This window comes from Parabacteroides sp. (genome assembly GCF_977054455.1).
The window spans coordinates 39,183-55,843 of the sequence record NZ_CDRTCT010000023.1 but is presented as its reverse complement, the minus strand read 5'-3'; the positions used below and the strand labels follow the sequence as shown (position 1 = coordinate 55,843).

The following is a 16,661-nucleotide window of genomic DNA, read 5'->3' as shown; positions in this document are numbered from 1 at the left end:
CCCTTTACCGGATATACGTGTTATCTATGCTGTATCGGATAGATAACACGTAATCCGTGTTAAAATCAATTAGTTTTCTTCTTCACTTTGAAATGGTCGAATCCTTCACCATACACACCGATAACGGCACTCTGCGAAACGAAAGCTCTCGGATCGATGTCATTGATGATTTGGAAGATCGTATTGGATTGGCTCTTTTTTGCCAAAACAAACATCATCTTCACTTGCTTTCCCGTATAAAGTCCGGTCCCGTCGATTACAGTCACGCCCCTGTGCAAAGCATTAATCTCCCTGCCGATCTCTTCGTATTTACCGGAAATGATGAAGAACTGCACCGACTGCCGGGAACTGTTGACAACCTGGTCGATCATATAACCGGTAACGAACAACGTCACATACCCGTAAACGACTTTCTCCAAATCGTGCAACACAAAATAACTGGACGCGATGATGATCATATCACAGAACATAATCATACGCCCCAGGCTGACATCCCGGTATTTGTTGACTATAGCCGCAATAATATCCGTTCCGCCCGTACTGCCGTTCGATGCAAACGCGATACCGATACCGCCGCCACAAAAGATAGCACCCAAAATACAAGCCATAAAAGGCTGGTCCTGCAACAGTTGAAGTCCGGCAGTCAACCGCTGTATCACAGACAGGAAAAACGTCAGGACGAAAACCGCATACACTGTCTTCATACTGAACTTCCAACCCAAGACTTTCAACGAAAGCAACAACAAGAGGCCGTTAATGGCAAAATAAGTGTACTGCACAGGCAAGCCTGTCCCCCAATAAACAATAGAAGCGATACCCGGAACAGCCCCCGAAGGCAAATCGTTCGGCAACAGGAAAACGGTCCATCCTATACCGTACAAAATCATACCTAAGGCAATCCCCAAGTAATCCTTTAATTCTCTAATCTTAAAAAGGTTAGACTTAATCGACAATGTTGAATTCATTCTTTGTTTGTTTTATGCGGCTGCAAAAGTACTAAACAATTATCAATTATCCATTGTCAATTGCCAATTCCCCACTCGTCTTTCCATTCGATAACCGGCTGCTCTCCCTCGAAACGGATAGGCAACCAGATATAACGGCCGTCTATGGCATTTTTCGGTGTCCAGCGGTCTCCCATGTAGATGAACTGTCCGGACTTGCCGGGAACAGGCAGCACATAAGTGCTCTGCGAGTGGAAAGAGGTTTCCGAATCGGCTCCCACAAACGGGTTCGCCAACTCTTTCCAAGGCCCCCAGATAGAGGATGCGACAGCGGAACGGCCCGGATTCGGCGCCCAGCCGGTGCAACCGGACATGATCAGGTAATACTTGCCGTCTTTCTTGAACATGGCAGGCGCTTCCATAAAACGACCGACGAAGAAACGGGCGTAATTGCCGGAGCAAGCCGTATAATCGTCCGTCAGTTCGGAAATATGCAACGTGCTGTTATCCTCCGAAGCGTAGATATGATAAGCCTTCCCATCGTCGTCGACAAACAGGTTCATGTCACGTGCCATCTGCCCGCTCTCGAAATCGCGACCTAACAGGTTCAACGTGTCGGGATGCGCAGGCAGGCCGCCGCCACCGAAACCTTTCTTCGATTCTTCGGGAACCGGACCTTTATGGATATCCAACACATTCTTCGGCCAGCAACCGGCGTTCGGACGATCGGCAGACAGCAGCTTGTACGGTCCTGTAACCTTTTCGCTGACAGCCACACCGCTTTTGGCCCCCGTATAACCGGCGCCTTTCGGTTCGAGATGGAACCACATCACATACTTACCCGTCTTTTTATTGAAAATAACCTTCGGCCGTTCCAGAATGCAACCTCTTACGATCGGACTCGACTCGTCGTCCGAAACAGACAAAGCGATTCCCTCGTCTTTCCAGTTATATAAGTCTTTGGAAGAATAGCAATGGACGCCGACCTGGGCTACATTCCCCCCTTCACCTTCCGTCTTGTGCTCGCCGAACCAATAATAGGTATCGCCCTGCTGCAACATACCGCCGCCATGAGCATTGATGTGCACGCCGTTATTGTCCGGCCAGATTTCACCGGGTTTAAATACATTCCCGACCTGTGAAGCCTCATTTTTCCCTTTACATCCGCACAAAGCGAAGAGCAACAGCAGAGGATAAATAGCAATTCGTTTCATACTTGGCTGTTTATACATCACAGATACGGATACATTTCTCAAGCGAAGCGATCTTGTCTTCCTGCTTCGGGACAAATTCCTGTCCGACAAAACCTTTATAGCCGGTTTCCACAATCGCTTTCATGATAGCCGGATAGTAGAGCTCCTGCGTTTCGTCAATCTCTGCACGGCCGGGAACGCCTCCGGTATGGATATGAGAAAAATACTGGTGATATTTCCGGATATGATCGATCACGTTTCCTTCCATGATCTGCATATGGTAGATATCATACAGCAACTTGAAGTTCGGCGAACCGATACGGCGGCACAGTTCCGCTCCCCAAACGGTATGGTCGCACAAGTAATCCTTATGCCCGATGCTGTTCAGAAGCTCCATTGTGAGAACGACATTATATTTTTCGGCTATCGGCATCAGACGCTTCAGCCCTTTCTCGCAGTTCTCCCACCCCTGCAAGTCGGTCACACCGTTCCGGCGTCCGGCGAAACAGATCAGGTTCGTCAGTCCGGCCTCGGCCACCATCGGAATGACTTGTTCATAACTGGCTACCAGCTCGTCATGCAACTTGGGATCGTTGAACCCCCGGTCGATGCCTAAGCCCGCGCCCTGCGCCATCGCAACGGTCAAACCATGTTTCTGCACGACAGGCCAGTCTTTCGGGTCGAGCAGTTCGATCGATTCGATTCCTATGTTTTTACAAATCTCACAAAATTCATCCAACGGATAACTGCCGAAACACCATTTGCTCACGGAATGGCGGATATTGCCTTTCAGCGGTTCAGGTTTCTCTACTTTCTTCTTCTTTGCGGGAGCTGCTGCTTCCATACCGGACACAGCCATCGCTGCGCTTCCTGCCAACACCGTCTTAATGGCGGTTCTTCTCGAAATGTTTTTCATACTATTCTTGTTCTTAAGTTAATAAATTATTTAATCAGCTCCCATTTGCCTTGCAAATAAGCCTTGTCAATTACGCTTGCCAACGCCTTGTCGTTTGTCCGCCCGGCCAGATCTTTCAGGTCATTGTACAGATAGAACTGCAACCAGAAGCCATAGTGATAGCGTTCACGAGTGGATTTAGGCTGCAACATCAAAGCATACCATTTGGTATTCAGTTTTTTGGCTTTTGCCACCTCGACCGCTTTCTCGGCATTCTTCCACATGGCGTCGGAGACTTTCGATTCGAGATCGACAAAATCTTCGTACTTCATGGAAGCGGTATTGATCACCTGGCAACGGTCGTCCAGCCCCAACTCTTTCATGGAAAGGCGTTGTTCGAACACCTTGTCGCCATCCAGGTCGAACTCCATCAGGTCGAAGAAGCCGTTATTGTCCGTATCCGTATATTTGACAGTCGGAAACACGGTCGGCTCGGTCTCGATGCGTTTCGGACCGTAACCGTCATAGATTCCACCCATTCCCTGATAGTAACGGGCATTCTGGTCGATGCGCCAGCAACCCCATTCGGCTCCGTACAGGTGGATCTTGCCGTCTATCGGGCTGACATACAACTGCCCGTGGCCGGAATTGTCTTCATCCCATTCACCCCGGTCACCCGCCGGATCAGCCTGTCCGTTATTGTCAATTCCACCTTGGTTCTTTCCTACCTTGAACGGATCTCGCGGCTGATACAACTCCACACGTTCCCAACGATTGCAATCGTCGTCCTCATCGTAAGTAAACCAAACTTTATCCCATTTACCTTCTTTGAATGTCAGATCCCAGGCGGCATCATGATCCGGATACAACAGTTCCGGAAGCTTACGCCAACGGGCATCGAGGAAGAACGTATCGGCTTCGGGAAGTCCGCGCAGGTTCTTGTTGATATGTTTCTGGTTTTCATAGTTGAAGCCGGAACCTATAAAATGAATGGTCATATCGAAATCGAACTCATTGCCCGGCGCATTGTCGTTATCCGTATCCATCGAAACGGAAACCCAGTCGATATTACCGGAAAGGACGGAATTGGCCTGTCCGTTCTCTTTCACGATCTTGGGAGAGTCGCAGAATCGGATCGCCATCTCTGTCAGTCCGTCATTGTCGGGATCATAGAACAAGAAGGGGTTTTCCCAGTTCATACGGACATCGTTCACACGTTCGGTCGTGCTGTGTATCTTCATGAAAGTGCTCTTCCCGTTATAGTCTTCGTAGAAATCCGACAGGCCGTTATGTATCCAGCAGCGGAGGGTGAACGTGTTCCAGTCGATATAGTTGAACACGTCGTCCTTGTCCGTATCCACCACCCACATATAATGTCCGTTGCCGGTCTTCATCCGGTCTGCTTCGGGGATATTGTCGACAACGACCTGCATGGCCGGATTACCGTCTTCATCTTCGCCCACCCAGTCGATGATAAGGTCGCCGTAACCGCCGTAGACACCGTCCTTATTACGGTCTATCATCAAGCAGTCGTTATCGGTATCGCCTTCCAGGTCGCCGTACTGCATATCGTCGTCGTCATCGATCCATTGCACCGGAATGCCGTTGGCCGTCACCGTACGCAGGATATCCGGATCACCGTCACCGTCCAAGTCTATATAGGTAGGCTTGTACCCTGCGGGAGCAGGCGGCAGCCGATAAGGGATCAAGAGGGTATTTGCATTCCAATATTCCTTTTTCCCGGAACCGTCCGTCTGTGCGGAAAGTCCTTGTGCGCTCAGCAGCAGGGAGCCTGCGGCCAGTAATAGTGTAATCGGTTTCATGATATCTGGTGATTAATCGGTTATTTTTATGTAGGCAAGCCATTTCCGTATCAGGTCTTTCACTTCCTGATAGTAGGTGAAGTCATGCCGGAATCCCCAACCGTGTCCTCCGTTCGGGAACATATAGAGGGAAGCCGGGATATGGTGTTCATTCAGCGCCGTATAATAAAGGATGGAGTTCAACGGCGGCACAGACTGATCGTCATCGCTCAGCAGAAGCAAAGTCTTCGGTGTCTTATCATCCACCTGTTTCTGCAAGGAATAACGGTCGATCAGTTCCTTATTCTCGATATCCTTCCCTAAAAGATTCTTTTTGGAACCGCCATGTGTCGTCATATTATCGAAGCTGATCACCGGATAATAAAGGATCGCAAAGTCCGGCCGGTTGGCATCTGCCGCAAGCGTACTGAGTGAGGCTGCCAGATGTCCGCCTGCCGACGAGCCGATCACTCCGACTTTATTCGCATCCAGGTTCCATTTGGCTGCATTGCCCCGGATAAGAGACATTGCTTTCTCCGCATCGCTCAGCGGGATCGTATGCACGCCCTCTGGCATCCTGTATTTCAAAACGACTGCAACAAACCCGTTCGAAGCGTACCATTTCGCCATATCATGCCCTTCATGGTTCATCGCCAGCCCCCTATATCCGCCCCCCGGACATATCAGCACCGCAGGAGCCGCTTTCTTGCCCTTCGCCGGATGATAGACAAAAATTTCCGCTTCGCTCGCTTCCGGCTTATCCGGCCAAAGCTTGAACTGTTCCACCTGCTGCCCCCATACCACGGGTGCAAAGAGCGATAAGAGAAGTAAAAGAATGTGTTTCATAAGGTATTAATTCTTAATCATTAACTGAGTTATTAAAAACAGGTGCTAATGTAACGAAAAAAAACAAATCCACCTATAGAGGGGGACAAAAAGAAATAATACCCCAAAAAAGTAGTCTACAAAAAAATAGGTACTATAAAATATTTTCCATTTACAGAATGACGAAGATTATGAAAGAAAAGAATCAAGTAATGCCTGATGAGGTATTAAGCAAGGAGCTCCTTAGCCAGTTCAAGACAGAAGCCGATGTGAGTAAGTTTCTGAAGCAGTTGCATGCCCAAGTATTGGAGAGTGAGATGGATGCTCATTTAGGCTATGAAAAGAATTCCATAGCCGGTAATAATAGCGGAAATTCACGCAATGGCAGCTATCCAAAGAGAATCAGTCTGCGCAGGAATGGCAGAACCGCCCTTTGGATCCTATTTATCTGATAGTCTGGATGGACGGCATCGTCTTCAAGGCACGGGATAACGGCAAGGTCATAAACAAGACCGTTTATCTTTGTGTGGGTATGAAACAGAACGGCCTGAAAGAGGTTCTTGGCATGTGCATCGGCAAATCGGAAAGTTCCTCTTTCTGGATGGGGGCACTGACTGATTTGAAAGCGCGTGGAGTACAGGGCATACTGATTACCTGTACCGATAATCTGAACGGATTTACGGATACCATCCGTACTGTATTCCCTCAGTCATCCATTCAAATCTGTGTGGTACATCAGATTAAAAACTCCTGTAAATATGTCGATTATAAGGACAAGAAAGGGTTTACGGCAGATATGAAGAATATCTATAACGCACCCAATAAAGAGGTTGCCGCCGCGGAACTTGATAATCTGGAAAGGAAATGGGAAGGAAAGTACCCGTATGCCATACTCTCATGGAGAAACAACTGGGATGACTTGCCTGTTTTCTTCCAGTTTCCGCTGGAAATCAGAAAGTACACGAAATTAAAGCTTTCATTCCCTTCTGATGATACCGTGAAAAAAACAGTATATCTATCATTGATGGAAATTGAGAAGAAATGGACACAGCCAATTCATAACTGGAGATTGATTATGAACCAATTCATGCTTATTTTTGAAAACAGAATCCAGATATAAGAGGGAACTTACAACTGAATCCTGTTTCCATTTACACAAAATTTTGGACAGTGTCACAAAATTCAAAAATCATACCCAACCATATTCTATTACTTCTTTGCTCATATATAAATTGTGCAAACTATTACTTTCTAAATTTAATGTATATACAATTCATTCATCCGGATGCAAAAATATTTATTTCTCTTTATCCACATAAAAACTTAATAATACACCTATACTCAACGCGCTACCTATACCAAGACTTGCTGCCTCAAATAGGAAACCACACCTTGTTAACATTACATTAGATGCCATAAGTTATATCTCCCTATTTCAGCTTACTCAATTTTTTTTGTGCTTGCTTCTCCGCTTTTTCAAATGTTTGCTTCATTGAAACAGGTTTCCCGCCTAATCGCTTACTTTCATTAGATGCTGCCATAAAAGTAAAAAGTTCAAGAGTCTCAGTTGCACTTACAGGAACCAGCTTTGTTTTAAAGAATTTCAAAATCTCTGTTAACAAACAAGCATAGCCTTCATAACCACCAGCAATAACTGCCCCGGAATCACAAATGGCAGTACCACCATAGACATGTTTACCCGTTCTATTACCTCTAAAAGTACCAAGTCGTCCATCTTCCCAAAGTCCGGTTACAACATCTGTACCTTCTGAAGACATACGAACTACTTCTTTACAGCCTGTTCCCATAATTGTATATAAAATTTCCACACCATGAATACCATACCAAGAAAAATCAGGATGTGAAGGTTCACTCGGAGCAGGGGAATAACAATCAGCACCTAATACTTTTCCATACTTTCCATTTCTTAAATCCACGTTTTTAGGGACAAAACGCAAAGCTGAAGAAGAGAAAATCGGAACATTATATTGATCTGCCAATTTAAATATTGCTATTGCATCGACCAGATCAGCAGCGACAGGTTTATCTATGAACATCGGTTTCCCGCTTTTCAAAACCTCAATAGCTTGCTCTAAATGTAAATTACCATCATTAGTTTCCAACATGACACAGTCCACCTTTTCTAACAATTTCGTAATAGAAGAGACTATTTCTACCCCATTCTCTTTAGCTTTCTCTGTATATACTGGAATACGCTTAAAACTGTTTTCTATAGTTTTCGATCCATAAGGATAAGCTGCAACAACTCTGAATCCTTCATGTTCGGGTTTAGGATCTTCACTATTAAGCAATCCTATAAATGCAGGAGAATGAGATGTGTCTAACCCAATTATACCAATTTTTATAACTTTTTGTGCCTGTATTGCAAACGAAGCAATACACATCAGACAAATCATTACTAATTTTTCAGTTCTCATATCATTACATTTTTTCAGTTTACACTTTTATTCAATAACTCAGAGCTATCTGAATCCAAATACAGAATCGCATTTTCTTTTTTTCGCAAGATACTTGCCGGACATGATTCCGATATTGGTCCATTAATTGTATTAAAAACTGCTATATTCTTCGTTTTAGAGGGAACAATGCAAAACATATATTTAGCAGCAATTAACGCTGGAATCGTTAAAGTAAATGCACTCATTGGGACTCTTTCCAACGTCGAAAAACAACCGTCATGAACTTGCTGCATTCTACATTTGTTATCCAGTGAAACAATTTTAACCCTTTCACTATCATTAAAACGAGCTACATGAGGATCATTAAATGCAATATGTCCGTTCTCTCCAATCCCTAAACAAACAATATCGACAGGATATGAATTCAATAGCCCAGTATATCGTTCACATTCTTCCTGCAAATTATCCGATTGACCATTTATATAAAACTTGGATTTAAAAGGGACCTTATCAAAAATACGTTCTTTCAAAAAATTGCCAAATCCTTGAAGAGCATTCGACTCCAATCCAATATACTCATCCATATGGAAAGCATTAATGTGTTCCCATTCTATAGTTTTATCATCAATCAAAGCTTCTAAAAAATCATTCTGAGAAGGAGCTGCTGCAAAAATCATATTAATACATTCTTTTTGAGCTAACAATTTTTTTATACAAAACGCAACATCATCAGCAGCAGCTCTTCCCATTCGTTCACGAGTATCAAATATTTTTATCTTCAATTCATCTTTTACCAACTCCATAATTGATCTATTTATAAAACATTATACACTATATTCCCTTCAACAATTGTCATACAAATATTGATATTATCGTCAAATAGTACCAAGTCTGCATCCATCCCCACAGATATAGCACCTTTTTTATGATCTATCCCTATAATCCGAGCTGGCGTTTCGGTCATCATTCTAACGGCATCCGTCAGAGGGACTTCTGCAACTTGAATCATTGTTCGGACCAATCTGTCCGCTGTTGCAACACTTCCTGCAAACGCGGTTCTATCAAAAAGTTTTGCTACTCCATCTTCTACAATTACCGGCTGGCCATCCTTTACACTCCCTAAAATCGAAGGTCCATCTGGCATTCCTGCTCCCCGCATAGAATCTGTAATCAAAGCAATCCGTTCGGGACCTTTAAACTTATACACATACTGCAATAAGCTCTTAGGCAAATGAACTCCATCCGCAATTATTTCAACAGTCATATCATCTAGCATGTAAGCTGCTTCGAGAACACCTGCGTATCGAAAGGCATTCCTACGAATAATAGTAGACATCCCTGAATATAAATGCGTAATATGTCGGAATCCAACCTGATATGCTTTTATTGTTTCTTCATAAATGGCATCCGTATGAGCAATAGAAGGAAGTATCTTTCTACGACAAAGTTCCCGACCCATATCCAAGGCCCCATCTAATTCTGGAGCCAAACTCCAACGAACAATATCGTCAGAAGCATCTAATATCTTTATATACTCCTCAGGAGAAGGTTTTTTCAGATATTTTGGGTCTTGAGCTCCTCGCTGATTAAACGAAAAATAAGGACCTTCCAAATGCAAACCCACAAAACTGGCTCCGATATGATTACAAGACTTAGCAATTTTATAGATCTCAAACATTAAATATAGTTCTTCATTAGTACTTGTCAATGTCGTGGGCAATAAAGACGTTGTACCATGCTTAGCATGCATTTCTGCAGATTTTAAAAAGGCCTCAACTGTCCCATCCATAAAATCATATCCTCCGCCACCATGCGTATGTAAATCGATAAATCCTGGAGAAAGATACAAATCCATTCCATCGATTACTTGATCTTCTACAGAAGATAATATTTCACCTTCCGATACAGATACAATTTTTCCTTTATCCCACTTAATAGTCCCCCTAATAATTTTCCCTTTAGGAAGAACCAATTTTACATTTTTGATGACCGTCCCCATTTCTATTTCTTTTTTATTAATGACCACGCTTCTATTTTATATCCATATACAGCGAAAAAAATCAGATACAAATAGCATGGAACCAATACCCAATAGGCCTGCTTAACAGAAAATAAGTCTGCAAAATACCCATATATCAAAGGCAATATGGCATTTCCACATAAACCCATTACCAATAAAGAGGAGCCTATCTTAGTGAACCGTCCCAATCCGCGAATGGATAAAGGCCAGATGCCTGCATATATTAAAGAATTAGGTAATCCTAAAAGTACGAGAGACCAAATAGAAAGGTTCGCTTCATGTCCAAACAATGTTAAATCAACATCTGACAAAACAACTCCTAATGAAAAAATCAAACCAAATATACAGCATATCTGGAAAGCTCGTTTTTGAGAAAGATATTTAGGAATCAATAAAATACCTAAAAAATACCCACAAATAGTCGCAGTCAATGTATAAGACGGAAAAACCTTTGCTTCTAATAAATCCATTTTCATTGAATTTGCATAACCTATAATAGTATCTATTGCTATCACTTGCGTCCCAACATGGAGAAACATTGCAATTGCTCCCATTAATAAATATGGAAATTGTAAAATAGAAGTATGTGATTTTCCTTTATCTGTATCAACTTCTTTATTTTCTTCCTCTTGATTAATTTCAGGTAATACTGAATAGCGAATAAAAATACCTACAACAAATAAAAAGATACTCAAAATAGAATATGGCCATATTACTCTTCGAATTAGACTATCTAAAACAATATTCTTTTCCTCTTCACTAAAAACACCTGCATTTAATTGTTCAAACACTATACTATCCGTCGCTTTCAATATAATAGCCGCAAATATCAAAGGAGCAATAATTCCCGCAAACTTATTGCAAACCCCCATTATGCTAATTCGTTTTGCAGCACTTTCTATAGGTCCCACAATAGTAATATAAGGATTTGCTGCTGCTTGCAATATGGTCAATCCTGTTCCGATTGAAAACAAACCGGCCAAAAAGATCCAATACGTTCTGCTCAATGCTGCAGGGACAAATAATAACGCACCTATCGCCATACAAAAAAAACCATACATAATACCCCTCTTGAAGCCGGCCCGCTTCAAAACAAATGAAGCGGGTATCGACATTACAAGATATGCGATATAAAATGCAAACGTAACCAAATAAGATTGAAAATTGGTCAACTCGCAAGCTATTCGAAAATAAGGAATTAGAATGGCATTAACCCATGAAACGAAACCAAAAATAAAAAACATCATTCCGACAATCGCTATTGCCATATACATAGTTCGCTTAGAATGAAGTTCTGTTGCATTTTTTAAAGACATATTTATTCTCTTCTATTTACATTATCATTAAAGTTTCATTTCCCATCCAGGTTCATATGATCTAGACCAATATTTCATGGCCTCGTTATCATACATAATACGCCCATTCTGATTATCTATGTTTAAAGAATGTCCAACACGCTGAGCTATATTACCCAACTGAACCAATAATGTGCTTTTATGTCCAGAAGTGATGTCAGAATGTAACGGTTCTGATTTTCTAATTGCATTAAAGAAGTTCTGGATATGTAATGCATCCAACTGCTCGGCTGGATTCATTAAATTACGGGGATCAATCGCAATATTACTTTGAACGTCCTTTACTATTTTATTTTTTAAATCATAAACCGTATACGCATTAGAACCCGTTATTAGTAAACTTCCATTATCTCCATAAAACATGGCCCCGACAGAACTACCTTCAATATTTTGGCTATTGCAGCTTCTTCCTTCCCAAGTCATCATCTTTCCATTACCAAATTCATAACTTATAACCTGAGTATCGGGAGTTTCCCAATCATCTTTGTATCTATACCTTCCACCGACAGAAGTTACCATCGTAGGGTATTCCACTTCCATTCCCCACCGAAGTATGTCAACCATATGGGTTCCATTATTCAAAGCTTCCCCTGTTCCCCATCTCCAAAACCAATGCCAATTATAAGGATGGATATTATCCTTATAAGTAACACGTGGTGCTGGTCCTTGCCATAGATCCCAGTCCAACCATTCTGGTACAGGGACTTTTTTCCCTATACCAATTGAAGGTCTATTGTTCGTATACCAACTTTTACCAAAATAAACATTACCAATAATGCCATTCTTTAATTCTTCTATAGCTTCTACCACATTCGGCCAAGAACGACGTTGGTTTCCCATTTGCATTATACGATTATACTTTCGGGCTCCCTTAATCAGTATTTCTCCTTCTTCAGGAGAATGACTACAGGGTTTTTCCAAATATACATGCTTTCCAGCCTTAACAGCCAACAATGCTGCAGGAGCATGCCAATGATCCGGTGTCGCTATAAGGACTGCATCAATATTCTTATTCTCCAACATCATGCGCAAGTCTTTATACTCCCCAATTGGGTTTTCTCTTATCTTAAGAACAGCCTTCTTACATTTTTGTAAAGCACGAGAATCAACATCACATACACCTACTATCTCACAATTTTTTTGTTTAGCAAAATTACAAGCTAAAGCTCGACCTCTTGAGTTAACTCCTATAGCCCCAACTTTAATGCGTTCATTCGCTCCTACAATATTATTATAGCTTTTTGCACTAAAACCTTCTAAAACACCACCAAAGGATAATGCAGCAGTACTTGCTGTTACTTTTTTTATAAAATCACGTCGCGTTGTCATAATATTAAATTTATATTATTGAATATTTTTTTTAAAAAAAGAGATTGCCTTTTCAACCATTGAATCTGTTAGTCTATTTATTTCTTTTGGTTGGTAAAATACTAAACGGTCTTTTAGACCATACAATTCATAACATAATCCAATATTCACAAATTCCTTATTAATTAATTTACGATTCATATATTTATCCATTGTAGGACAAATTAACATCACAGGCCGAGGTGCAATCGTAGATATAATTTCAGGAAAATCAATAGGAATACGAGAAGGATCATCCAGCCAAAAGCCTAATAAAGGCAAAAATCCATTATACTTTGAATAATTACATAAAGAATAATTCTGTTCTTTATCACGCCAAGGGCTAAAACCAGAAAGTGCCACAATTCCAGAAATACGCTCATCTAATGCAGTAGACATCAGTCCTACAGAAGCACCTATAGCATTCCCCAATACAAAAACATTATTTTTATCCAAAAAAGAAAAATGTTTAATTGCATCCACACAAGATATGACATCTTCAATCATTTGTCCCATTAAAGACCAATCAGGATACCTTTCATAAAATAAAGCTCCTTCTTCCAATCTTGTTCCAAAACCGATCATATCTATAGACAAAACAGCAAAACCATTATCTACCAGTTTTTGAAATAAATCCTTATTGTTAGGAGTATTAAATGAACTATATCCATAAGCACTTCCATGAGCATGTGCATATTGATGTAAATAAATCACAACCGGAATTTTTTTACGTAAAACTGTATCAGAACAATATAAATAACCTGATAAATGATTATTCATTGTATAATAAGGACCAATATTCAGATTAAATGCATTTTCAATTTTTGGACGACCTATTATATTATCTACCCAATCCATTCTTGCCTTTGAAACAAAACCAATATTATTAGCACAAATACTCACTGGTTTTTTACCCAACAACCATTTCAAGTTACCCAATATTTTTTTCTTTTGTTTTGCAAAAGAAAAAAATGTTCCATGTTTTGCAAGATATTCCGGTTGCACAGAATCACAAACTACAACCTTATTGTTTATATCTTTCCATTCCTCAAAATTATAACTATAATAACATTTATTATTCCATTTTCCTTTTTTTCGATGAAATTGAATATCTAAAAAATCCAAACATTTCTCTAAATCACGAGTGGTTACTGGATGCTCTCCAAATCTTGGTAAAATTCCAATATTTGAAGTAGCTCCCAAAAATGAAAAGACACTTTTAACCGATTTAAAGCATTGTTCTGTCGCCCAAGGGTTCAATTGTCTCTCCATCACCGAATAATGTATCAATAATGAACGAGGTGCTATTAAAGATAACAATAAATTTTGTTCTACAGGCAAGTAATCTTCTCTTCCAAAAAAGAACCGCAAACGAGGTTGAAACCAATGAGCCGCATTAGAACAAATATCATCAATTGTCTGAGTGCAGTATTGTGGGTCAGAGAAACGAAAAGGAGTAACCCCACCCGTTCCACAACTACTCGAAACCACAGCAGAGATGCGTTCGTCAAACGCTGCAGCCCATAACGATTGTTTTCCATTTCTAGAATGCCCTGCAATTGCAATTTTTTGATTATCAATCTCTTTTCTAGTAACTAAATAATCAATGACTCGTGATGCTCCCCAAGCACGCCTCATTAGACATGTAAAGTCATAGTCAGGATATAGACTTCGATAACTTTCCGTATCATCAAAATCATCACTTCCTGCATACACACAAGTTATATAGCCTCTTTTTAAAGCCAATTCTGCCCAACTCCGGTGATTCCACTGAGTCATATAAACGGGGAATGGTCCTTCACCTGGTGGTATCATAAGTTCAAACCTCATCTTGCCCTGATGTGAGGGACCAAAATACAAACAAATCAACTGAATATGTATATCATTTTCATATGAATCTGAAAGGACTTCCACTCGAATATTATTAGGAGCTGGTGGACGATGTCCACTTATCCAATACTGATATTCTTTTTTTATCCAATTAGATTTTTGCATCCACTCATCCTTCGTTTGTATTTCTTTACCTTGCCATATCAATGGTTCAGGTAAATATAAATCTGATTTCATTTGAGAAAAATCAGGAGGTAATTCACCTGTCCTTTTCTGCCATTCAATCCAAGTACTATCTTGTAATGAAACCCGTAAACTTATGGCATGCCGATGGTCCTTGGGCTCATTAATTTGTAACGATTCTTCCAGATATTCTATCTGTCTCTCTTCAGAAGATTGAGCAAAAATTTCTCCTATACAAAATAAAAGAATTAAGAAACAAACAATCTGCCGAAAATGTTGGATAATCATTTGATATATAAAGTTTACGGGATTCATCTTTTACACTTTTAGTTAGAATGTATAATATGGATTTTGCTCCAATGCTTTATTTTTTGTCCAAGCATCAGCCGGTATTGGAAATAAAATCGGAGTTGTATGCAACCACGGTTTTTTATCTACTTCCAATTCTCCATAATCAGATCTATTTTTTTTGATAAAATCCAAAAAACGTCCCCTTCTATTTAAATCATTAAATGAACCTGTTGGTTCCCAAATAAATTCTAATCTTCTCTCATCAAAAATAGCATCTAAAACTTGACTTTTAGATAAAGTAACAGGTTTTGCATCCAACTTTGCTCTAAGTCGAATCTGATTAACCAACTCCATAGCCTTTTGCGATTGTCCTTTTTCATTCAACGCTTCTGCATAATTCAACAAAACTTCCGAATATCTTAAAATAGGAGCATTTATACCTGAACCCTGCACAGGAGGCATATACCAATATTTTGTAACAATATATCCTGTTCGTGTCATACCTGCAGGAGGAACTTCAGGGAGCTGATAACCATTTTCCGGATGAATTTCACCCGGCCCCATAATAACGCTGTATCTATCATCTTTTATAGAACCATCTTCATTTACCTCAAAAGCATCAACCAACTGATGATTTGGAACAAAATTACTCCATGCCGAAGGGCCTGTATAAATAGATGGTGCACCACGAGGAGCAGTTCTGGCAACCAAATTATTTTGTTCCCCTGTTTGGGTACTAAATTGTGTTGAAAATAATATTTCTTCATTATTTTCATTTTCTTCACGAAAGATATCCCTAAATCCAGTTTGAATCAAAGCATGTCTACCAGTATTTATAATTTTCTCACTATAAATAATTGCATCATCCCATTTTTCACGCCACAAGTAGGCCTTTACTAAAAATCCCCATGCAGCAGTACGTGTTGCCCGACCCAAATCAGCATCATTAACCCAAATTTCCGGCAACATATCCGCAGCAGCTAAAAAATCTTTTTCAACTTGATCCCAAATTTCATCTGCAGTAGCTCTTGGCATTTGTAAATCATCAGAAGCGGTCAATTCTGTCGTAACCAAAGGAACCCCTCCAAAAAAATGGACTAAATTATAATAATAAAGGCCACGTATAAATAAGGCTTGACCAAGTATTAAATCTTTTACAGACTGATCAATATTCATTTGAGGAATCCTATCCAAAACAACATTTGCTCTACTTATCCCTATATAAGCACGAGAATAAACATCTCTTAATATTGTATTATTTGCAGGTAAACGCAAAGAATGTAGCTCTATTCTATTTGCACTTCTATCCATCTCATACAAATCCCCTGTTATTGCCCATTCTATATCGGCAGCATTTCGAACATTAGCAAAAGCAGCCTCATCTTGTAAAGTTGCATATACACCAGCTAATGCAGAATTAGCATCCTCTTCTGTAATAAAAAAGCCACTTTCAGTTACAGTATCTTTAGGTGTCAATGTCAAAAAATCATTTCCACATGAACTCAAAAAGATTGTCACAAATACTATATATATACTTATTTTCGATTTCATATTAT

The 16,661-nt window shown here is 40.5% G+C and carries 12 protein-coding genes and 1 pseudogene; 1 reads left to right on the top strand and 12 read right to left on the bottom strand.

What is annotated here, in order from left to right:
* Nucleotides 1-65: 65 nt before the first annotated feature.
* The 5 genes from ACW6QF_RS12675 to ACW6QF_RS12655 are packed head-to-tail and all read right to left on the bottom strand — an operon-like array spanning nucleotide 66 to nucleotide 5,680.
* Nucleotides 66-965, bottom strand: a complete 900-nt coding sequence (locus ACW6QF_RS12675) for a YitT family protein (protein WP_298548219.1) — start codon at nucleotides 963-965, stop codon at nucleotides 66-68.
* Between the two features lie 56 nt (nucleotides 966-1,021).
* Nucleotides 1,022-2,158, bottom strand: a complete 1,137-nt coding sequence (locus ACW6QF_RS12670) for a glycoside hydrolase family 43 protein (protein ID WP_456088100.1) — start codon at nucleotides 2,156-2,158, stop codon at nucleotides 1,022-1,024.
* Nucleotides 2,159-2,168: 10 nt separating this feature from the next.
* Nucleotides 2,169-3,053: a hydroxypyruvate isomerase family protein gene (locus ACW6QF_RS12665; RefSeq protein ID WP_298548215.1), complete on the bottom strand. Its 885-nt coding sequence runs from the start codon at nucleotides 3,051-3,053 to the stop codon at nucleotides 2,169-2,171.
* A gap of 26 nt (nucleotides 3,054-3,079) precedes the next feature.
* Nucleotides 3,080-4,855, bottom strand: a complete 1,776-nt coding sequence (locus tag ACW6QF_RS12660; RefSeq protein ID WP_456088099.1) for a hypothetical protein — start codon at nucleotides 4,853-4,855, stop codon at nucleotides 3,080-3,082.
* Nucleotides 4,856-4,867: 12 nt separating this feature from the next.
* The gene (locus ACW6QF_RS12655) at nucleotides 4,868-5,680 is read right to left on the bottom strand and encodes an alpha/beta hydrolase (protein ID WP_456088098.1); all 813 of its coding nucleotides are present in this window, start codon (nucleotides 5,678-5,680) and stop codon (nucleotides 4,868-4,870) included.
* Nucleotides 5,681-5,850: 170 nt separating this feature from the next.
* Here ACW6QF_RS12655 and ACW6QF_RS12650 point away from each other — a divergent pair.
* Nucleotides 5,851-6,779: pseudogene (locus tag ACW6QF_RS12650) on the top strand (IS256 family transposase).
* Between the two features lie 310 nt (nucleotides 6,780-7,089).
* On the opposite strand, the gene ACW6QF_RS12645 reads toward ACW6QF_RS12650, so the two are convergent.
* From ACW6QF_RS12645 to ACW6QF_RS12615, 7 genes are read right to left on the bottom strand one after another with little or no spacing between them, the layout of a single operon-like run.
* Nucleotides 7,090-8,097: a Gfo/Idh/MocA family protein gene (locus ACW6QF_RS12645; RefSeq protein WP_456088097.1), complete on the bottom strand. Its 1,008-nt coding sequence runs from the start codon at nucleotides 8,095-8,097 to the stop codon at nucleotides 7,090-7,092.
* A gap of 14 nt (nucleotides 8,098-8,111) precedes the next feature.
* Nucleotides 8,112-8,882, bottom strand: a complete 771-nt coding sequence (locus ACW6QF_RS12640; RefSeq protein WP_456088096.1) for a glucosamine-6-phosphate deaminase — start codon at nucleotides 8,880-8,882, stop codon at nucleotides 8,112-8,114.
* A gap of 11 nt (nucleotides 8,883-8,893) precedes the next feature.
* On the bottom strand, nucleotides 8,894-10,078 hold the full coding sequence (gene nagA, locus ACW6QF_RS12635; protein ID WP_456088095.1) for an N-acetylglucosamine-6-phosphate deacetylase: 1,185 nt from the start codon (nucleotides 10,076-10,078) through the stop codon (nucleotides 8,894-8,896).
* A 2-nt stretch (nucleotides 10,079-10,080) separates the two neighbouring features.
* The gene (locus ACW6QF_RS12630) at nucleotides 10,081-11,415 is read right to left on the bottom strand and encodes a sugar MFS transporter (RefSeq protein ID WP_456088094.1); all 1,335 of its coding nucleotides are present in this window, start codon (nucleotides 11,413-11,415) and stop codon (nucleotides 10,081-10,083) included.
* Between the two features lie 27 nt (nucleotides 11,416-11,442).
* Complete coding sequence (locus tag ACW6QF_RS12625; protein ID WP_456088093.1) at nucleotides 11,443-12,783, bottom strand: Gfo/Idh/MocA family protein; 1,341 nt, start codon at nucleotides 12,781-12,783, stop codon at nucleotides 11,443-11,445.
* Nucleotides 12,784-12,798: 15 nt separating this feature from the next.
* Nucleotides 12,799-15,129, bottom strand: coding sequence for a glucuronyl esterase domain-containing protein (locus tag ACW6QF_RS12620; protein WP_456088092.1), 2,331 nt, complete (start codon nucleotides 15,127-15,129; stop codon nucleotides 12,799-12,801).
* Between the two features lie 15 nt (nucleotides 15,130-15,144).
* The gene (locus ACW6QF_RS12615) at nucleotides 15,145-16,656 is read right to left on the bottom strand and encodes a RagB/SusD family nutrient uptake outer membrane protein (protein WP_456088091.1); all 1,512 of its coding nucleotides are present in this window, start codon (nucleotides 16,654-16,656) and stop codon (nucleotides 15,145-15,147) included.
* Nucleotides 16,657-16,661 lie beyond the last annotated feature (5 nt).